The 17,387-nt window shown below is 71.4% G+C and carries 21 protein-coding genes; 14 read left to right on the top strand and 7 right to left on the bottom strand.

Annotated features, from left to right (window positions below; genetic code table 11):
- Positions 1–59 precede the first annotated feature (59 nt).
- The 5 genes from ACIBEJ_RS17275 to ACIBEJ_RS17255 are packed head-to-tail and all read right to left on the bottom strand — an operon-like array spanning position 60 to position 4,415.
- A complete protein-coding gene (locus tag ACIBEJ_RS17275) occupies positions 60–779 on the bottom strand; it encodes an ABC transporter permease subunit (protein WP_397183720.1) in 720 nt (239 codons plus the stop codon).
- Positions 779–1,693: an ABC transporter ATP-binding protein gene (locus ACIBEJ_RS17270; RefSeq protein WP_397183719.1), complete on the bottom strand. Its 915-nt coding sequence runs from the start codon at positions 1,691–1,693 to the stop codon at positions 779–781. Before ACIBEJ_RS17270 ends, ACIBEJ_RS17275 begins: the two co-directional genes overlap by 1 nt.
- On the bottom strand, positions 1,690–2,547 hold the full coding sequence (locus ACIBEJ_RS17265; RefSeq protein WP_397183718.1) for an ABC transporter permease subunit: 858 nt from the start codon (positions 2,545–2,547) through the stop codon (positions 1,690–1,692). The genes ACIBEJ_RS17270 and ACIBEJ_RS17265 overlap by 4 nt, the downstream gene beginning before the upstream one ends.
- Complete coding sequence (locus ACIBEJ_RS17260) at positions 2,537–3,448, bottom strand: ABC transporter ATP-binding protein (protein ID WP_397183717.1); 912 nt, start codon at positions 3,446–3,448, stop codon at positions 2,537–2,539. The genes ACIBEJ_RS17265 and ACIBEJ_RS17260 overlap by 11 nt, the downstream gene beginning before the upstream one ends.
- Positions 3,449–3,488: 40 nt before the next feature.
- The gene (locus tag ACIBEJ_RS17255) at positions 3,489–4,415 is read right to left on the bottom strand and encodes a DUF389 domain-containing protein (RefSeq protein WP_397183716.1); all 927 of its coding nucleotides are present in this window, start codon (positions 4,413–4,415) and stop codon (positions 3,489–3,491) included.
- Between the two features lie 62 nt (positions 4,416–4,477).
- Between ACIBEJ_RS17255 and ACIBEJ_RS17250 the strand changes: the two genes are divergently transcribed.
- Complete coding sequence (locus ACIBEJ_RS17250; RefSeq protein WP_397183715.1) at positions 4,478–4,624, top strand: hypothetical protein; 147 nt, start codon at positions 4,478–4,480, stop codon at positions 4,622–4,624.
- Here the strand turns inward: ACIBEJ_RS17250 and coaA are convergent.
- Positions 4,596–5,498, bottom strand: coding sequence for a type I pantothenate kinase (gene coaA / locus ACIBEJ_RS17245; protein ID WP_397184319.1), 903 nt, complete (start codon positions 5,496–5,498; stop codon positions 4,596–4,598). The genes ACIBEJ_RS17250 and coaA overlap by 29 nt on opposite strands.
- 166 nt (positions 5,499–5,664) lie before the next feature.
- On the opposite strand from coaA, the gene ACIBEJ_RS17240 reads away from it, so the two are divergent.
- The 13 genes from ACIBEJ_RS17240 (at position 5,665) to tsaD (ending at position 16,806) form a co-directional block, all read left to right on the top strand.
- Positions 5,665–7,077 carry an alkaline phosphatase PhoX gene (locus ACIBEJ_RS17240; RefSeq protein ID WP_397183714.1) on the top strand — a complete coding sequence of 471 codons (1,413 nt, stop codon included), beginning with the start codon at positions 5,665–5,667 and terminating at the stop codon, positions 7,075–7,077.
- 86 nt (positions 7,078–7,163) lie between these two features.
- Positions 7,164–7,889, top strand: a complete 726-nt coding sequence (locus ACIBEJ_RS17235) for a TetR/AcrR family transcriptional regulator (RefSeq protein WP_397183713.1) — start codon at positions 7,164–7,166, stop codon at positions 7,887–7,889.
- Positions 7,890–7,898: 9 nt separating this feature from the next.
- Complete coding sequence (locus tag ACIBEJ_RS17230; protein ID WP_397183712.1) at positions 7,899–8,252, top strand: holo-ACP synthase; 354 nt, start codon at positions 7,899–7,901, stop codon at positions 8,250–8,252.
- A 9-nt stretch (positions 8,253–8,261) separates the two neighbouring features.
- Entirely contained in the window at positions 8,262–9,701 is a 1,440-nt protein-coding gene (locus tag ACIBEJ_RS17225; protein ID WP_397183711.1) for an NAD(P)H-hydrate dehydratase, read from the top strand.
- Between the two features lie 47 nt (positions 9,702–9,748).
- Positions 9,749–10,873: an alanine racemase gene (gene alr / locus ACIBEJ_RS17220; RefSeq protein ID WP_397183710.1), complete on the top strand. Its 1,125-nt coding sequence runs from the start codon at positions 9,749–9,751 to the stop codon at positions 10,871–10,873.
- On the top strand, positions 10,870–11,913 hold the full coding sequence (locus ACIBEJ_RS17215; RefSeq protein ID WP_397183709.1) for an alpha/beta fold hydrolase: 1,044 nt from the start codon (positions 10,870–10,872) through the stop codon (positions 11,911–11,913). Before alr ends, ACIBEJ_RS17215 begins: the two co-directional genes overlap by 4 nt.
- Positions 11,913–12,374 (top strand): tRNA (adenosine(37)-N6)-threonylcarbamoyltransferase complex ATPase subunit type 1 TsaE, encoded by a 462-nt coding sequence (gene tsaE / locus ACIBEJ_RS17210; RefSeq protein ID WP_397183708.1) that lies wholly within the window; start codon positions 11,913–11,915, stop codon positions 12,372–12,374. Before ACIBEJ_RS17215 ends, tsaE begins: the two co-directional genes overlap by 1 nt.
- 207 nt (positions 12,375–12,581) lie before the next feature.
- Positions 12,582–13,208, top strand: coding sequence for a hypothetical protein (locus ACIBEJ_RS17205; RefSeq protein WP_397183707.1), 627 nt, complete (start codon positions 12,582–12,584; stop codon positions 13,206–13,208).
- 2 nt (positions 13,209–13,210) lie between these two features.
- A complete protein-coding gene (locus ACIBEJ_RS17200) occupies positions 13,211–13,738 on the top strand; it encodes a class F sortase (RefSeq protein ID WP_397183706.1) in 528 nt (175 codons plus the stop codon).
- Between the two features lie 43 nt (positions 13,739–13,781).
- Complete coding sequence (locus tag ACIBEJ_RS17195; RefSeq protein ID WP_397183705.1) at positions 13,782–14,645, top strand: phosphotransferase family protein; 864 nt, start codon at positions 13,782–13,784, stop codon at positions 14,643–14,645.
- Positions 14,646–14,670: 25 nt separating this feature from the next.
- Entirely contained in the window at positions 14,671–15,342 is a 672-nt protein-coding gene (tsaB, locus tag ACIBEJ_RS17190) for a tRNA (adenosine(37)-N6)-threonylcarbamoyltransferase complex dimerization subunit type 1 TsaB (protein WP_397183704.1), read from the top strand.
- Between the two features lie 11 nt (positions 15,343–15,353).
- Complete coding sequence (gene rimI, locus ACIBEJ_RS17185) at positions 15,354–15,788, top strand: ribosomal protein S18-alanine N-acetyltransferase (protein ID WP_397184318.1); 435 nt, start codon at positions 15,354–15,356, stop codon at positions 15,786–15,788.
- On the top strand, positions 15,781–16,806 hold the full coding sequence (tsaD, locus tag ACIBEJ_RS17180) for a tRNA (adenosine(37)-N6)-threonylcarbamoyltransferase complex transferase subunit TsaD (protein WP_397183703.1): 1,026 nt from the start codon (positions 15,781–15,783) through the stop codon (positions 16,804–16,806). The genes rimI and tsaD overlap by 8 nt, the downstream gene beginning before the upstream one ends.
- On the opposite strand, the gene ACIBEJ_RS17175 is transcribed toward tsaD, so the two are convergent.
- Positions 16,750–17,175, bottom strand: coding sequence for a hypothetical protein (locus tag ACIBEJ_RS17175; RefSeq protein ID WP_397183702.1), 426 nt, complete (start codon positions 17,173–17,175; stop codon positions 16,750–16,752). The genes tsaD and ACIBEJ_RS17175 overlap by 57 nt on opposite strands.
- Positions 17,176–17,387: the final 212 nt, after the last annotated feature.

The following is a 17,387-nucleotide window of genomic DNA, read 5'->3' as shown; positions in this document are numbered from 1 at the left end:
CGCCGGGATGGACACGCGCCTGGGCCCTCGATCAGCAGGACCCCGTGCCGGGGAGTGTCTCATTCGTCCCCGGTGAGGGAGAAGGCGCGCAGCCGCATCCCCGCCCAGACGACCGCGCCGACCGTGACGATCGCGATCGCCGGTACGGCCCAGCCGATCGTCACCGCGGTCGTGTCGATGAACGCCGAGGTGGAGATCTGGTCGGCGATGGCCTGGGCCCACTGCTGGATGGAGAAGTTCTGGGCGCCCTTGACGAAGCTGCCCACCATGCCTTCCCAGATCAGCGCGTAGATGATGCCGATCGTGACCGCGTGCCTGGTGAGGACGCCCAGCAGCAGGAACAGCGCCGCGTACGCGATGCCGCCGAACAACGAGCCCAGGGCGAACCCGAAGGCGATGCCGTCCTCGTCGCGCACCAGGAGCCAGGCGGCCACGTAGGTGGGGACGGCGGCGAAGACGGCCAGCAGCGAGGCGGCCACGAGGAACTTCGTCTGGGCGATCACCGGCCGCGAGATCGGCTTGGACATCAGGTGGATGATGGTGCCGTCGTCGATCTCCGGTGCGATGACGCCGGTGCCGGCGATGAGGCCGAGCAGCGGCAGCATCGTGGCGATGGCGAAGTTCTGCATGAGCAGGATGGTCGTGCGCTGGTCGGCGGCGCCGGTCAGGCGCAGCAGGACGGCCAGGCCGATGAGCGCGAGCGGCAGCAGGAGCAGCAGCAGGATGCGCCGCCTGCCGAGGAGCGCGCGGTAGGTGATCCCGGCAACCACGGTGTTCATCAGGTGCTCCGGTTGATCAGGTAGGAGAAGACGCTCTCCAGGTCCTCGTCGACGGGGGAGACCTGGTGCAGGTGGATGCCCTCGGCGCGGGCGACGCGCGGCAGCAGCCAGGCGAAGCGGCGGAACTCCACCGCCTGCACCTCCAGGCCGTCGGGGCCGAGTGTGACGCCGCCCGAGGAGGCGTCCACGATGAGCGCGGCGGCGAGTTTCCTGTCGTCGCTGGACTTGATGCGGAACAGGTGCGGCCGGTCGGTCATCAGGCGGCGGATCTGCCGGAAGTCGCCGGAGGCCGCGTGGCGCCCGGCGACCAGCACCTCGATGTGCTGGGCGACGCGTTCGACCTCTTCAAGGATGTGCGAGCTGAACAGGATCGTCTTGCCGGAGGTGCCCATGCCGCGGATGAGGTCCATCAGGTGCATGCGCTGGCGCGGGTCCATGCCGTTGAACGGCTCGTCGAGCAGCAGCACCTGGGGGTCGTGGACGAGCGCGGCGGCGACCTTGACGCGCTGGCGCATGCCCTTGGAGTACGTCTCGACGCGGCGGTCCTTGGGCTCCTCCATCTCGACGGTGGCCAGCGCCTTCTGGGCCGCGCTGACCGGGTCGGACAGGCCGTGGAGCCTGGCCGCGGACAGGACGAACTGCCAGCCGGTCAGGAAGCCGTAGACGCCCTCGCGCTCGGGCACCAGGCCGATGCTGCGGTAGATGTGGTGGTTCTTCCACACCTTGGTGCCGTCGAGCGTGACGCTGCCGCCCGAGGGGCCGAGGAAGCCGGCCATCAGGTGCAGGAGCGTCGACTTGCCCGCGCCGTTGGGCCCGAGCAGGCCCGTCACGCCCGGCCCGATCGTCATGGTGACGTCGTTGACCGCCACCACGTTGCCGTACCAGCGCGAGACCTGGTTGAGCTCGAGTTTCACTGGGCCGCCGCCTTCCGGTAGCGCAGGGCCAGCACGCCGGCGGCCAGGGCGATCAGCGCGAGAGTGATCAGCGCGGGCAGGGGCCCCGGCGGGTATCCGCCGTCGTTGTTGGGCGTGGTGCCGAACAGCCACACCTGGACCGCGTCGACCAGCCAGAACGGGTTGAGCAGCCAGGCCCAGCGGGCGGCGTTCTCCTCGTTGAGCGACATGAGCGTCGCGTAGATGACCGGCACGGCGGCCAGCGTCAGCAGGTAGACGGCGATGACCGAGGCCACGCCGAGCCCGCGCCTGGGCGTGAGCGAGGCCAGCGCCAGGCCGAACGTGGTCAGCAGCACCGACAGCAGCAGCGCCACGGCCAGCGCGCCCAGGTACTCCTTGGTCTGCGGCGGCCCCGGCATGTCGATGAGCAGTTCGCCGGCGTAGATGAGCGTGAGCGGCACCGCCACCAGCAGGAACAGCGCGACCGTCATCGAGATGACCTTGGCGCCGACGTACTGCGGGACCGACACCGGCCGCGAGAGGTAGAGCGGCAGCACGCGGTAGCGCAGGTCGGGGGCGACCACGGTGGGCGCCTGCGCGGCCAGGAAGATGGCGATCACCGGCTGCATGATCACCGCGAACGCGCTGTAGGCCATGCCGCGCTGCTGGATCAGGGCCATCATGGCGATGCTCACGACCGCGGGCAGCAGCATGATGACGGCCAGCAGGAACGGCATGATCTTGCTGCGGGCGGTCCGGCCGAGGCCGAAGATGCCGCGCAGGCTGTGCAGCGTGAGCGCCCTCGTCGCGTAGCCGGCGCCGAGCCGCGGCCCGTCGTAGTGGCGGTAGCCGATGTCATAGATCTCAGACGACATCCGCGGCCTCCTCCCTGAAGACGTCCTCGATGCGGTGGCGGCCCTGCTCCATCCTGATGAGGCACAGGTCGAGCTCGACCACGGCGTCGCGGATGGCGTCGAAGGTCTCCTGGCCGCTCACCTTGACCAGCAGGAGGCGGCCGTGCTGGGAGACCTGTTGCCCGCCTTGCGTCAGCCGTTCCGCCAGGGGCTGCACGCCCTCCTCGACCTCGACGGTGAGGCTCTGCGTGGCCTGGGTGAACTCGGTGATGGCGGAGGAGCGCAGCAGGCGGCCGGCGTCGATGACGATCACGTGGTCGCAGATGCGCTCCAGCTCGCCGAGCAGGTGGCTGGTGACCAGGACGCTGATGCCGAACTCGGTGCCGATGCGGCGGATCAGCGCCAGCATCTCGTCGCGCCCGCGGGGGTCGAGGCCGTTGGTCGGCTCGTCCAGGAAGATCATCTTGGGGTCGTGGACGAGCGCCTGCGCCAGCTTGACCCGCTGCTTCATGCCGGTGGAGTAGCCGCCCATGGCGCGGTAGCGCTCCTCGGCCAGCCCCACGTGGCGCAGGACGTCGGCGGCGCGCTCGCGGGCGGCCGTGCGCGGCAGCCCGGACATCTGGGCGAGGTGGACGACGAACTCGGTGGCCGACACGTCGGGCGGCAGGCAGTCGTGCTCGGGCATGTAGCCGACGAGGCGGCGAATCTGCGTGCCCTGCGTGGTCACGTCGAGATCGAGCACCTTGGCGCCGCCCGCGGTGGGCGGCAACAGGCCCAGGAGGATCTTGATCAGTGTCGACTTGCCCGCGCCGTTGGCGCCGACCAGGCCGGTGACGCCGGTTCCGACGTCCACCGTGAGCCCGTCGAGCGCGGTGACGGTCGGGAAGCGTTTGGTCAGCCCCTCGGTAGCGAGGATGTGCATGATCCGGACACTACCCTCCGTGGCGGCGCCGCGGCCTCCTTCACGGGGAGGATGGGCGTCCTACTTGAGGCCAGACTCTGCGCTGGATCAGCAGGGTGACGGTCCCGGCGAAGACCATGCCGGCGATGTTGACGGCGAGCTGCCAGACCGGTCCCGCGACCTCGGTCCAGTCGCCGACGGCGAGCGCCACGGCCAGGTATCCGGCGGCGGGGATGGTGGTGACCGAGATGAAGACGCCGATCAGCGCCGAGGACTTGCCCGAGGTGATCGACAGTACGCCCGCCACGCCGGCCAGCAGCGCCACGATGAACGACCAGCGGTCCGGCTTCACGATGAACTTGACCTCGTCGTTGATCCTGAGGTTCGTGATGTCGATCCAGCCGAGCCAGTGGGAGACCAGCGCGCAGGCGAAGGTGATCGCGATGGCGATGGTGAAGCCGATGAACAACGTCCGCATCGCCTCGATCACCAGCCGCCAGCGGCGGCGCAGGAGCCCGAAGCAGATGGCCGCGATCGCGCCGAACTCCGGCCCGAGGACCATCGCGCCGACGATGAGGATGGGCGAGTTCTGCAGGGCGCCGATGCCGGCGAGCTGCGTGGCGATGGCCAGGAAGGCCAGGTACGCCCACGTGATGCGGGAGTCGTTGTGGACCCGCTGGGCCAGTTCCTCCCACACCACGGCGTCGTCGGGGTCGCCGGGCGCCTCCTCGATCGCCTCCGTGGCGACCTTGGACAGGGCCAGGTCGATGTGCTCGATCGCGATCGAGCCCTCGTCCTCCAGCCACTTGAGCCTGGCCAGGGCCTGGTTGGCCGACTCGCGCGCGGTGTCGCACAGGATGACGTCGCCGGCGGGCTCGCGGGCGGCGCCGGGCAGCACCACGATGTTGGTGATGCCCGGACACTCCTCCAGCACGCCCAGCGCCTCGTCCGTACGGCTGGACGGACAGATCAATCGAAGATGTAGCACGGGGTCATTGTCGTGTATCCGATGTTGACGTTCTGTTGAACGGGTCCCTTCAGGCTGGGCGCATGTCAATTCGCATCTGCCACGTCGACGGCGAGGACTGCTGGTTCGCCGACATCGACGACCAGGGCTGCCAGGGCCGGTTCGCCGTCTACGTGCTGGGGGAGGGTGGGGGCGGGGATCTCACGTACGGCGCAGCCGTACCCGCCTGATCGAGTGGTCGGCGCCCTTCTGCAGGACGAGGTCGGCGCGGCCGCGGGTGGGGGCGATGTTCTCGACCAGGTTGCGCTCGTTGATGTCGCGCCAGACGTCGACGGCGAAGTCGGTGGCCTCCTCGTAGGAGAGCTCGGCGATGTACTTGAAGTAGGACTTGGGGTCCTCGAAGGCGGTTCTGCGGAGTTTGTGGAAGCGGTCGACGTACCAGTTCCTGATGTCCTCGACCTTCGCGTCCACGTAGATGGAGTAGTCGAAGTAGTCGTTGACGGCCAGCGAGGTCGGGGGAGCCGGCTGCAGGACGTTGAGCCCTTCGATGATCAAGATGTCGGGGTTTTTCACGATCTGGTGGGCCCCGGGGACGATGTCGTACTCGAGGTGGCTGTAGATCGGCGCGCGTACCTCGTTCACGCCCGCCTTCACCTCCGCCACGAAGCGCACCAGCGCCCGCCGGTCGTAGCTCTCGGGGAAGCCCTTGCGGTGCATGATGCCCTTGGCTTCGAGGACGTGGTTCGGGTAGAGGAAGCTGTCGGTGGTCAGCAGGCCGACGTCGGGATGCTCGGGCCAGCGGGCCAGCAGCGTGTGCAGCAGCCGCGCCGTGGTCGACTTGCCGACCGCGACGCTCCCCGCGATCCCCAGCACGTACGGCACGCGCGGCCCCGGCTTGCCGAGGAAGGCGCTCAGCACGTTGCTGCGCTGCTGGGACCCGGTGTAGTGCAGGTTGAGCAGCCGGGTGAGTGGGAGATAGATGTCGGTGACCTCGGCGAGGTCGATGGGGTCATCGACGCCGCGCAGGGCTTCCAGCTCGTCTGCGGTGAGAGTCAAGGGCGTGTTCTTGCGGAGGTCGCTCCACTGCTCCCTGCTCAGTTCCACGTAGCCGTTGTTCACGTTGGCAGCGTAGCGACGGTATACAAACCGGATCCCCACGGGTGCCCGCTCCACAGCCTGTGGACAAAAGACGGGGATTACCGGGGCTTGGTCCGGGGAATGATGTACCTCCTCTGCCGGGTGGGACATTGAACAACCGAAGGTCTGCGGTATGGATCGACGTCGCTTTCTCGCGGGGGCCGTCGCGGCGGGGATCGCCGGGCCGTTCGCCGGGGTGGCCGAGGCGGGCGCCCGCGGCGGCGTGCGTCCCGGAGGCGGGTACGGCCCGCTCCGCCCGGTGCCCGACGCCAGGGACGGCCGCGTCAGGCTCTTCCTGCCGGAGGGGTTCCGCTACCGCTCGTTCGGCGTGGCGGGTGAGCGCTTCCCCGGCGGCGCGGGCGAGGTGCCGGGCAGGCACGACGGCATGGCCGCCTTCCGCGGGCCGCGCGGCAGCACGATCCTGGTGCGCAACCACGAGGTCAACGGGCCCGTCGGCGCGTTCGGCGACCCGGACAGGGCCTATGACCAGGCCGCCGGGGGCGGCACCGTGACGCTGCGGGTGACCCCGTACGGGGAGGTGCTGGCCGCGGGGCCCTCGCTCACCGGCACGATGATGAACTGCTCGGGCGGCCCGATGCCGTGGGGCGCCTGGGTGACCTGCGAGGAGACCGTCAACGGCCCGGACGTCGGCGACGACTTCTCCGGCGGCGACAACTCCAGGCTCACGCGCAAGCACGGCTACGTGTTCGAGGTGCCGATCAGCGGCGTGGCCAGGCCGGAGCCGATCAGGTCGGCCGGGCGGTTCGCGCACGAGTCGGCCGCCTTCGACCCGGTCGGCGGGGCGCTGTACCTGACCGAGGACGACTTCGGGTTCCCGTCGGGCTTCTACCGCTACCTTCCGCCGGTGCATCCGCTGAAGGCCGGGCGCATCCTGGACGGCGGGCGGCTGGAGATGCTGGCCGTACGGGATGAGGACGGGAAGGATCTGTCGGCGGGCCAGCCCGCGGGCGCCGTGTACAGGACCCGGTGGGTGGAGATCCCGGAGCCGGACCCGGAGTTCACCGGGACGCCGGGCAACGACACGGCCGTGCGGGCGGTCGGCGCGCAGGGGTTCGAGCGGGGCGCGGCGATCTTCTCCAGGCTGGAGGGCGCGGTCCACCACCACGGCACCGTCTACTTCGTCTCCACCCAGGGCGGCGCCACCGCCACGGGCGACCGGCCGCCGTCCGGGTTCGGCAAGGGCCGGGGGCAGGTCTGGGCGTACGAGACGTGGAGCGGCCGGTTGAAGCTCGCCTACGAGTCGCCGGGCTCGGCCGTCCTCGACCTGCCCGACAACGTCACGGCGAGTCCCCGCGGCACGCTGGTGCTGTGCGAGGACGGTGACGGCGACAACTTCCTGCGCGGGCTGACCAGGCGGGGTGAGATCTTCGACTTCGCCCGGCTGGCGCCCGTGGCAGGGGACCCGGGGGCGGAGTTCGCCGGTTCGACGTTCGGGCCCGGCGGGCGGACCCTCTACGTCAACGTCCAGTCGAACCGGGGGAGGTCGTTCGCCATCTGGGGGCCCTGGCATCGGGGCGGCTTCTGACGGGAACGTCGTACGCGTCCATCCAGAACGTTCGCGTCGTGCGTACGTCGTACTCTATGCTGGCGGGCACGTGAGAGGAGTTTCGCATGCCCGCCCAGAAGCAGCCCATCCCCTCGGTGTGGACCCGTCCGCGCCGCCAGCAGCAACAGCCCGCCCTCAGCCGTGAGCGCATCGTCGCCGAGGCCGTGAAGCTCCTCGACGAGGAGGGCATGGACAACCTCAGCATGCGCACGCTCGGCACCCGGCTCAACGCCGGCGCCACCTCTCTCTACCGCCACGTCGCCAACAAGGACGAGCTCATCGAGCTCGTCGTCGACGAGGTGTACGGCGAGCTGCGCGTCCCCGAGGCCCGCGGCGACTGGCGGGAGGCGGCGCTGGCCTGCGCCGACAGCCTGCGCTCGATGATCCTGCGCCACCCGTGGGTGGCCTCCGTCCTGGGGCAGGTCGGCCTGGCCGAGCTGGGCCCCAACCTGATGCGCCAGACCGACCGGATGCTCGCCATCTTCAGCCTGGCCGGGTTCGAGCTCGACGAGGCCAACCAGGCCATGAGCACGCTCCTCGCCTACGTCATCGGCATGTCCACGAGCGAGGCCGCGCTGCTGTCGATGCTGGCCAGGCTCGGCCAGACCGAGGAGGAGCTGGAGGCCCAGATCCGCGCCGCGGCGGCGGAGGCCAACCGGGACCTGCCCAGGCTCCACGCGCTGGACGTCGACCTGCTGAAGCAGGCGGGCGGCCCCGGCGCGCTGCGCGACCGTGACTTCCGCTACGGCGTGGACCGCATCCTCGACGGGCTCGCGACCCGCCTGCCCTAGCCTGGGAACATGATCCTGGGCATCGGGGTGGACGTGGTGGACGTCGCGCGGTTCGAGGCGGCGCTGGGGCGCACCCCCGGGCTGCGCGACCGGCTGTTCACGCCGGACGAGCAGGAAGGCCGCGCCATCCACTCCCTGGCGGCGCGCTTCGCCGCCAAGGAGGCCGTCGCCAAGGCGCTCGGCGCGCCCCGCGGCCTCGGCCACCTGGAGGCCGAGGTCGTCTGCGACGAGAACGGCCGGCCCGAGCTCCACGTGCGCGGCAAGGCCGCCGAGGTCGCCTACGGCCTGGGCGTCAAGCGCTGGCACCTCTCGCTCTCGCACGACGCGGGCGTGGCGATGGCCTACGTGATCGCGGAGGGATAGCTTCTGATCATGCTTACCGCCTACACCGCCGACCAGATCAGGGCCGCCGAACAGACGCTCATGTCCCGCCTGCCCGAAGGCACGCTGATGCAGCGGGCCGCCGCCGGCCTCGCCGCCCGCTGCGCGGGGATGCTCGGGCGCGTCTACGGCGCGCGGGTGGTCCTGCTCGTGGGCAGCGGCGACAACGGCGGCGACGCCCTCTATGCCGGCGTACGGCTGGCGCGGCGCGGCGCCCAGGTCGAGGCGGTCCTGGCCGGTTCCAAGGTCCACGAGGCGGGGCTGGCGGCCCTGCGGCAGGCCGGCGGGCGGGTGCGCGGCATCGAGGCCGTGGACCGGGCGGACCTGGTCGTCGACGGGCTGGTCGGCATCGGGGTCGCGGGGGCGCTGCGGGAGCCGTACGCGGCGGCCGCGGCGCGGGTCAACCGCGGGCCGGGGCTGGTGGTGGCCGTGGACGTGCCGTCCGGGGTGGACGCGAGCACGGGCCGGGTCTCGGGAGCCGCGGTACGCGCGCACGTGACGGTCACGATGGGCGCCTGCAAGACCGGGCTGCTGGTCGACCCGGGCGCCGGCTACACGGGGCGGCTGGAGCTGGTCGACATCGGGCTGGGCGCGTACCTGCCGGATCCCGACGTCGCGGCGCTCACCGACGGCGACGTCGCCGACCTGCTGCCGGAGCCGGGGGTCGAGTCGGACAAGTACCGCAGGGGCGTCGTGGGGGTGGCCGCGGGCAGCGAGGAGTACACCGGCGCCGCCGTGCTGGCCGTCGGCGGCGCGCTGCACGGCGGGGCGGGCATGGTGCGCTACGTCGGCACCGCCGCGCCCGTGGCGCAGGTGCGCTCCCACTGGCCGGAGGCGGTCATCAGCGAGCTGGCCGAGCCCTCGCTCGACGGCGTCGGCCGCGTGCAGGCGTGGGTGCTCGGGCCGGGGCTCGGCACCGGCGACTTCGCCCACGAGCTGGCCAGGAGGGTGCTGGCCGAGGACGTGCCCGTACTGGTGGACGCCGACGCGCTCACGCTGGTCTCGCGGGACGCCGCGCTGCTGCGCCGCAGCGCGCCCGTCCTGATCACGCCGCACGCCGGTGAGCTGGCCAGGCTGATGCGGGTGCCGCGCGAGCGCGTCGAGGCGGGCAGGCTGGAGCACGCGCGCAGGGCGGCGGCCGAACTCGGGGTGACGGTGCTGCTCAAGGGCTCCACGACGCTCGTGGCCGAGGAGGACAGGCCGGTGCGCGTCAACCGCACGGGCACCTCCTGGCTGGCCACGGGCGGCACCGGCGACGTGCTGGCCGGAGTGGCGGGCGCGCTGCTGGCCCAGGGGCTGAGCTGCTACGACGCCGGGTCGTGCGGGGCCTATCTGCACGGGCTGGCGGGGCGGCTGGCCGCCGACGGGGCGCCGCTGGTCACCGCGGACGTGGCCGCCGCGATCCCGGCGGCGATCAGGTCGCTGTCGTAGCCGGTGAACCCCGCTCAAGCATCCGGGACAGCTGACACACTGGAAGGATGACATCTCCGGCCGAGGCCCGTATCGATCTGTCCGCCATCAGGCACAACGTCGCCGTGCTCGCCGGGCACGCCGACGGCGCCGCGCTGATGGGCGTGGTCAAGGCGGACGCCTACGGGCACGGGCTGGTTCCGGTGTCGCGGGCCCTCCTCCAGGCGGGCGTGGGCCGGCTGGGCACGGCCACGCTGGCCGAGGGGCTGGCGCTGCGGGCCGCGGGGGTCACCGTTCCCGTCACGTCGTGGCTGCTGACGCGGGGCGGGCCGTACGAGGAGGCGCTGCGCGCGGACGTCGAGCTGTCGGCGGCGGAGACGGGGCTGCTGGCGGAGATCGCCGCCGCGGCGCGCGCCACGGGCGTCACCGCGAAGGTGCACCTGGAGGCCGACACCGGCATGAGCAGGGGCGGCGCGCCGCTCGCAGCCTGGCCCGAGCTGCTGGCCGCCGCCGCGAGACTGAGCGCCGAGGGGGCCGTCGAGGTCGTGGGCCTGTGGTCCCACTTCGCCTGCGCCGACATCCCCGGCCATCCCTCGATCGACGCCCAGCTCGACGCGTTCGACCAGGCGCTGAAGCAGGCCGACCAGGCCGGGCTGTGCGGGTCTCAGGTGATCAGGCACATCGCCAACTCCGCCGCGATCGTGAACGTCCCGCGCGCCCGCTTCGATCTGGTACGGCCAGGCATCGCCCTCTACGGCCTGAGCCCGATCCCCGAGCTGGGTGATTTCGGCCTGCGCCAGGCGATGACCCTGGTCGCCCGGCTCGCCCTGGCCAAGCGCATGCCCGAGAATTCCGGAGTGTCCTATGGGCACCTTTATGTCACAGATCGCGAGACAACGCTTGGCCTGGTCCCCCTCGGGTACGCCGACGGGATCCTCAGACACGCGACGGGGCGGGTCGAGGTGCTGGCCGGGGGGCGCCGCAGGGCGATCGCCGGCCGGGTGTGCATGGACCAGTTCATGATCGACGTCGACGACGACGCCATCGAGGCAGGGGACGAGGTCGTCCTGTTCGGACCAGGCAGGGAGGGCGAGGCCACCTTGCAGGAATGGGCGGATAACCTCGGCACGATCACGCACGAGATCGTGACCAAGATCGGCGCACGCGTGCCGAGAGTTTATGAGGGGACATGACGACGACAACACGTCGGAAGGTCGGGATCGCCGGCGCGATCGTCGGCGCCGCGTCGGCGGGCGTCGCGGGGCTGGCGCTGGCCAAGCGCCTGGCGGTGGGCAGGATCAGGCTCCGCCCCGACCCCGAGGCCAGCGAGCCCTTCGGCGAGCTGCGCGGCAGGGAGCGCACCCACACCACCTCCGACGGCATCGACCTGCACGTGGAGATCGACGGCCCCGAGGACGCGCCGCTGACGATCGTGCTCTGCCACGGCTACTGCCTCAACCTGGAGTCGTGGCACTATCAGCGCCGCGACCTGCGCGAGGACTACCGCCTGGTGTTGTGGGACCAGCGCTCCCACGGCCGCTCCCAGCGCGCCGCCCTTGAGGACAGCACGATCGACCGGCTCGGCGACGATCTGGCCGAGGTGCTGGAGCGGTTCGTGCCGGGGCCGTGCGTGCTGGTCGGCCACTCGATGGGCGGCATGACCGTCATGGCGCTGGCCGACCGCCACCCCGAGCTGTTCGGCGACAAGATCCGCGCCGTCTCGCTCATCGCCACGAGCGCCGGCAAGCTGGCCGAGCTGACGCTGGGCCTGCCCGCGATGGTCTCCAAGGCGGTCCACAAGATCGCGCCGGGCACGGTCTCGCTGCTCGGCAAGCGCGGCTCCCTCGTCGACAGGACCCGCCACGCGGGCAGCGACATCGCCTTCCTGATCACCCGCTTCGTGGGCTTCGGCGACTCCAAGAACGTCAGCCCGACCCTGGTCGACTTCGCCGAGTCGATGATCCGCGCCACCCCGACCGAGGTGTTCGCGAACTTCTACCCGGCGCTCATGGACCACGACAAGCTCTCGGCGCTGCACGTGCTCGACCCGGTGCCGACCGCGATCCTCGTGGGCGACAAGGACTGGCTCACCCCGCCCGAGCACGGCAGGGCGATGGCCGAGGCGCTGCCCCAGGCGAGCTTCACCGAGGTGCCCGACACCTCGCACCTCATCCAGTTGGAGCGCCCGGCCGTGGTCAACCAGGCGCTGCGCGATCTGATCAAGGAGATCTAGTGGAAAGGCTCGCCACCGCGGAGGACATGCGGGCGTACGGCGCGCGGCTGGCTGCCCGGCTGCGCGCGGGAGACCTGCTGGTGCTGTCGGGGCCGCTGGGCGCCGGGAAGACGACGATGGTGCAGGGCATCGCCGAGGGACTGAAGGTCCGCGGCCCGATCACCTCGCCCACGTTCGTCATCGCCCGCGTGCATCCGTCGCTGTGCGAGGGGCCGCCGCTCGTGCACGCGGACGCGTACCGGCTGGGGGGGAATCTCGAGGTCGACGACCTCGACCTGGACGCCTCGCTGGAGGAGTCGGTCACGATCGTCGAGTGGGGCGAGGGCCTGGTGGAGGGGCTGTCGGAGGACCGCCTGGAGATCCACATCGACCGGGAGGGCGGCGACGACGTGCGCCTGGTCACCGTGCGCGGGGTGGGCGCCCGCTGGGCCGACACGCCGTCTGATCGCGTAGAAGAGTAAAACGCTCCGCATGCCCCGGCAACCCTGGCACCCTTGACGAGTATCGACATTGGCGTAAATCATGATCATTGGTCATGGATTTACCTAGATTTTCTGGGTATCAGGTGGGGCGGTATCCACAATTCTGGTGGATGCTGAGGGAAGTCGGCGGAGTGGGGTGCGGCCGTGCTCAGGGTCAGACAAGTCGCGTACGCAGGTGCCATCGTCATGATCGGCGTTGTCGGCTGCACAGCCGACGCCTCGACCAATCCCACCGGCACGCCCTCGGCGAGCCCGACGACGACCACGACCTCTCCGCCGCCGGCCACCGCGACCGCCACCCGGGCGGCGATCGACGTCCAGCTCAACCCCGACCGCGTCACCGCCGGCGAGACCTCCAAGGTCTGGATCCTGGCCAACTGCCCCGTGCCCACCGGCGGGCCCGCGCACGTCGGCACCGCCTCCTCCAACGCGTTCCTGTCCGGCGTCACGCTCAACCCGGTGCCGCCCGCCACGCCGTCGGCCAGCCCCACCAACGGCACCGCCACCCCCGCGCCCGTCCCCTGGGTACGCGGACAGGCGTCGGTCTCCGGCACCGTCAAACGCGGCAACTACACCGTCGACGTCAAGTGCGACGGCACCAACCACATCGGCAAGGCCACCCTGCGCGTGGTCAGGTCCGTCGACGACACGCCCACCGGCGTGCCCACCAAGGCGCCCAGGGCGGGCGGCGGCGGCACGTTCGGCCAGGACGCCGCCGACGACTCCTCGATGCCGATCGGTCCCGTCGGCGTGATCGTCGGGCTGGCTCTCGCGGGCGGTGCCGTACTGATCCTCAAGCGCCGCCGGGCCTGAGCATGGCCCGTGCGGGACGGGTCGTGCTGGCGGGGGCGATCACCGGGCTGGTGCTGGTGGCGTTCGGCAAGACCGTGGAGAAGAAGGCCGAGGCCGTGGTGCCGCAGAGCATCGACATCCCCTCGATCGACGTGGAAGCCCCCCTGATGAAGCTCGGGCTGACGAAGGACGGCGAGGTCGAGCTGCCGCCGTACGAGAAGCCCAAGCTGGCCGGATGGTATGAGAAGAGCGCCGTGCCGGGGGAGAAGGGCGCCTCGGTCATCGTCGGCCACGTGGACACCAAGACGGCGCCCGCCGTCTTCTACAAGCTGCGGCACCTGCGCAAGGGCCAGGTCGTCCGCGTGGAGCGCAGCGACGGCAAGACCGTGGAGTACAAGGTCGACTCGGTCGAGCAGGTGCACAAGAACGACTTCCCCGCCAAGCGCGTCTACGTCGACGACGGGCTCAAGCTGGTCACCTGCGGCGGAAAATTCGATTACGCCAAGGGCGAGTACGACGATAACGTCATCGTCTATGCCTCCCCCGCCTGATGCCTCAGGAGTAAGAGTTCCCTGGTCGGAGGTGGCCGCGCCGGTGCGCGCCCGGGTCGAGGAACTGCTCGGCGGGCACGTGACGGAGGCGGTCACCCAGACCGGCGGCTTCTCGCCCGCGACCGCCGCCCGCCTGCTGCTCGACACCGGCCGCCGCGCCTTCGTCAAGGCGGTCGCGCCCGGCGTCAACGACGTGGCCGTCTCCCTCTACCGCGACGAGGCCCGCGTGGCCGCCGCGCTGCCGCCCGGCCTGCCCGCGCCGCGCCTGCTCACCTCCTTCGAGCTGGACGGCTGGGTGGTCCTGCTCTTCGAGGACATCGACGGCCGCCCGCCCGCGATGCCGTGGCGGCGCGACGAGCTCGACCGCGTCCTGGCCGCCGTGGACGAGCTGTCGGCCACGCTCACCCCCGCCCCGATCGCCGCGCCGCCCATCGCCGAGCTCCTCGGACAGTCCTTCCGCGGCTGGCGCCTCCTGCTCACCGAGGACCAGGACGGCCTCGACCCCTGGATCACCCGCCACCTCGCCGCCCTGGCCGAGCTGGAGTCCGGCTGGGAGCGGGCCGCCGCGGGAAACACGCTCGTCCACGCCGACCTGCGCGCCGACAACGTCCTGCTCACCGACGAGCGCGTCTACATCGTGGACTGGCCCTACGCCTGCCTCGGCGCCCCCTGGTTCGACCGGCTCGGCATGCTGCCGTCGGTCGCCATGCAGGGCGGCCCCCGTCCCGGCGAGCTGCTCACCGACCCCGACCCGGCCGTGACCTGCGTCATCGCCGCGTTCGCGGGCTTTTTCGTACGGCAGAGCCGCCAGCCGCCCCCACCCGGCATCCCCACCGTCAGAGCCTTCCAGGCGGCGCAGGGAGAGGTCGCCGTCGACTGGCTTCGCGAACGGACAGGATGGTCATGACGCGGGGCCGGTAGGCTCATTGTTCGTGCTGGTCCTGGCTTTCGATACCGCGACACCCGCCGTCACCGCCGCCCTCCACGACGGTGACCGCGTCCTCGCAGAGTCCACCACGGTCGACGCGCGCCGTCACGGCGAGCTGCTCGTGCCCACCATCGAGAAGGTGCTGGCCGAGGCTCGGGTGCCGCTGCGCGAGGTGACCGCCATCGTCGCCGGCACCGGTCCCGGCCCCTACACCGGGCTGCGGGTCGGGCTGATGACCGCCCAGGGGCTCGGCACCGCGCTCGGCCTGGCCGAGGTCTACGGCGTCTGCACGCTCGACGCCCTCGCCTACGGCACCGGCCGCGACGAGCCCTTCCTCGTGGTGACCGACGCGCGGCGCAAGGAGCTGTTCTGGGCGCGCTACGACGACGCGCGCACCCGGGCCGAGGGGCCGTTCGTCGACAAACCCGCCGACATCCCGCGTGACGGGCTGCCGGTCGCGGGGGCCGACCTCTATCCCGAGGTGCTGGGGGCGGCGGTGGCGCCGCCGTACCCTCTGGCGGGGTTTCTGGCCGCGCTCGCGGCCGAGCGGCTCGCGGCGGGACAGCCGCTCGACGAGCCGCGCCCGATCTACCTGCGGCGGCCCGACGCGGTCGAGCCCAAGCCGCCCAAGACGGTGACCGGCAAGGAACCCAGGCGCGCCAGGGAGCGGGCGTGAGACTGCGGCAGATGACCGAGGCGGACCTGCCCGCGGTCATGGCCATCGAGCGGGCGACGTTCCCGCTGGACGCGTGGAGCGAGGGGATGATGCGCGGCGAGCTGGCCGACCAGCCGCGCACCCGCCACTACGTCGTCGCGGTGCGCGACGACGACGAGATCGTCGGCTACGCGGGGCTGGCCGCGGCCGGTGACCAGGCCGACGTGCAGACCATCGCGGTGCTGCGCGAGCACCAGAGCCGCGGCATCGGCGGCGCCATGCTGACCGAGCTGCTCGGCGAGGCGCGCAGGCGCGGGGCCAGGGAGATCTTCCTGGAGGTCAGGGCCGACAACCCGCGGGCCAGGGCGGTCTACGAACATTTCGGATTCGAGGAGATCGGCCTGCGCCGGCGCTACTACGACGACGGCACCGACGCGGTCATGATGAGAAGGAAGCTGGATGGCTGACAAGGACGAACCCCTGGTTCTCGGCATCGAGACCTCGTGTGACGAGACCGGGGTGGGGATCGTACGCGGGCACACGCTGCTGGCCAACACGATCGCCTCCAGCATGCACGAGCACGCCAGGTTCGGCGGCGTCGTGCCCGAGGTGGCCTCGCGGGCGCACCTGGAGGCGATGACGCCGGTCGTGGAGGGGGCGCTGGCCGAGGCGGGCCTGACGTTCTCCGACATCGACGCGGTCGCGGTCACCGCCGGTCCCGGGCTGGCCGGCGCGCTGCTGGTGGGGGTGGCCGCGGCCAAGTCCTACTCGCTGGGCCTCGGCGTCCCCCTCTACGGCGTCAACCACCTCGCCGCCCACGTCGCCGTCGACCAGCTCGAACACGGGCCGTTGCCCAAGCCCTGCATCGCCATGCTGGTCTCCGGCGGCCACTCCTCGCTCCTGCTGGTGCCCGACGTGGCCCAGGACGTGATCTCCCTGGGCTCCACCGTCGACGACGCGGCGGGCGAGGCGTTCGACAAGGTCGCCCGGGTCCTCGGCCTGCCCTTCCCCGGCGGCCCGTACATCGACCGCGCCGCCCGCGAGGGCTCGGCCGCCGCGATCGACTTCCCCCGGGGCAAGATGGACGACGGCACCCTCGACTTCTCCTTCTCCGGACTGAAGACCGCCGTCGCCCGCTGGGTCGAGGCCCAGGACTCCATCCACGTGCCGGACGTCGCCGCCTCCTTCCAGGAGGCCGTGGTCGACGTGCTGACCCGCAAGGCCCTTCAGGCGTGCAAGAAGTACGACGTCAAGGACCTGCTCATCGGCGGCGGCGTCGCGGCCAACTCGCGGCTGCGCGCCCTGGCCCAGGAACGCTGCGACAAGGCGGGCGTACGGCTGCGCGTACCCCGGCCGGGGCTGTGCACCGACAACGGCGCCATGGTCGCCGTGCTCGGCTCCGACCTGGTGGCGGCCGGGATCACCCCGTCAGCCCTGGACATTCCCGCCGACTCGTCCATGCCGGTCACGACCGTTCACGTGTGACCCGACCGCGCGCCTGCGCACGACCAGGGCGGCGGTGGCCAGAACGGACACCAGGCCGAGACTCCACCAGTCGGAGCCGCTGCCGCCGCCCAGGGCGACGTTGTCGATCAGGTGGTTCACGGCGTGGAAGGTGTTGGCGAACACGAACCCGACCAGCACCACCGTCACCACGTCCCGCCACCACAGGGCGGTCAGCATCATCAGCGCGATGCCCATCTGGAACACGCCGGCATCGTGCAGGAAGTGCACGTGCAGTGGCCAGTTCGCCCATTCGGCGAAGCCGGCCGGATCGATGCGCATCCAGACGCCGGTGACTGCCATGGTGGCGGCGGAGATGACGATCGCCGCCTTGATGAAGATGTCCCGCATGATTCACGCTCCTCCGGGAGTCGTTCTCCCATGCGGAGGACGGGACGACCTCGCCGGCGGTGACATTCCAGCCTCGTGATCCATCTCACAGGGGCGGAGAATCGTGGGGCGCGCGGGGCCCCGCCCCCCCCGCGCCCCGCCCCGGCCACGGCGGGGGGGTGGTGGAACAAATAAACGGAGTGTAGCCGGACCGGGGGGCGTTAAAAGACGAC

It is taken from the genome of Nonomuraea sp. NPDC050790 (genome assembly GCF_044456745.1).
GTDB lineage: Bacteria > Actinomycetota > Actinomycetes > Streptosporangiales > Streptosporangiaceae > Nonomuraea.
Note: the sequence above shows the minus strand (reverse complement) of the source record. Positions and strands in the feature narration are given on the sequence as shown.

Excerpts from the sequence above, each read along its gene's own strand:
- ACIBEJ_RS17240 (WP_397183714.1), top strand. The coding sequence starts at position 5,665 with ATGGATCGACGTCGCTTTCTCGCGGGGGCCGTCGCGGCGGGGATCGCC.
- tsaD (WP_397183703.1), top strand. The coding sequence starts at position 15,781 with ATGGCTGACAAGGACGAACCCCTGGTTCTCGGCATCGAGACCTCGTGT.
- ACIBEJ_RS17235 (WP_397183713.1), top strand. The coding sequence starts at position 7,164 with ATGCCCGCCCAGAAGCAGCCCATCCCCTCGGTGTGGACCCGTCCGCGC.
- ACIBEJ_RS17230 (WP_397183712.1), top strand. The coding sequence starts at position 7,899 with ATGATCCTGGGCATCGGGGTGGACGTGGTGGACGTCGCGCGGTTCGAG.
- ACIBEJ_RS17250 (WP_397183715.1), top strand. The coding sequence starts at position 4,478 with ATGTCAATTCGCATCTGCCACGTCGACGGCGAGGACTGCTGGTTCGCC.
- ACIBEJ_RS17265 (WP_397183718.1), bottom strand. The coding sequence starts at position 2,547 with ATGTCGTCTGAGATCTATGACATCGGCTACCGCCACTACGACGGGCCG.
- ACIBEJ_RS17175 (WP_397183702.1), bottom strand. The coding sequence starts at position 17,175 with ATGCGGGACATCTTCATCAAGGCGGCGATCGTCATCTCCGCCGCCACC.
- ACIBEJ_RS17275 (WP_397183720.1), bottom strand. The coding sequence starts at position 779 with ATGAACACCGTGGTTGCCGGGATCACCTACCGCGCGCTCCTCGGCAGG.
- ACIBEJ_RS17205 (WP_397183707.1), top strand. The coding sequence starts at position 12,582 with ATGATCGGCGTTGTCGGCTGCACAGCCGACGCCTCGACCAATCCCACC.
- alr (WP_397183710.1), top strand. The coding sequence starts at position 9,749 with ATGACATCTCCGGCCGAGGCCCGTATCGATCTGTCCGCCATCAGGCAC.
- rimI (WP_397184318.1), top strand. The coding sequence starts at position 15,354 with ATGACCGAGGCGGACCTGCCCGCGGTCATGGCCATCGAGCGGGCGACG.
- ACIBEJ_RS17215 (WP_397183709.1), top strand. The coding sequence starts at position 10,870 with ATGACGACGACAACACGTCGGAAGGTCGGGATCGCCGGCGCGATCGTC.
- ACIBEJ_RS17260 (WP_397183717.1), bottom strand. The coding sequence starts at position 3,448 with ATGCACATCCTCGCTACCGAGGGGCTGACCAAACGCTTCCCGACCGTC.
- ACIBEJ_RS17200 (WP_397183706.1), top strand. The coding sequence starts at position 13,211 with ATGGCCCGTGCGGGACGGGTCGTGCTGGCGGGGGCGATCACCGGGCTG.
- ACIBEJ_RS17225 (WP_397183711.1), top strand. The coding sequence starts at position 8,262 with ATGCTTACCGCCTACACCGCCGACCAGATCAGGGCCGCCGAACAGACG.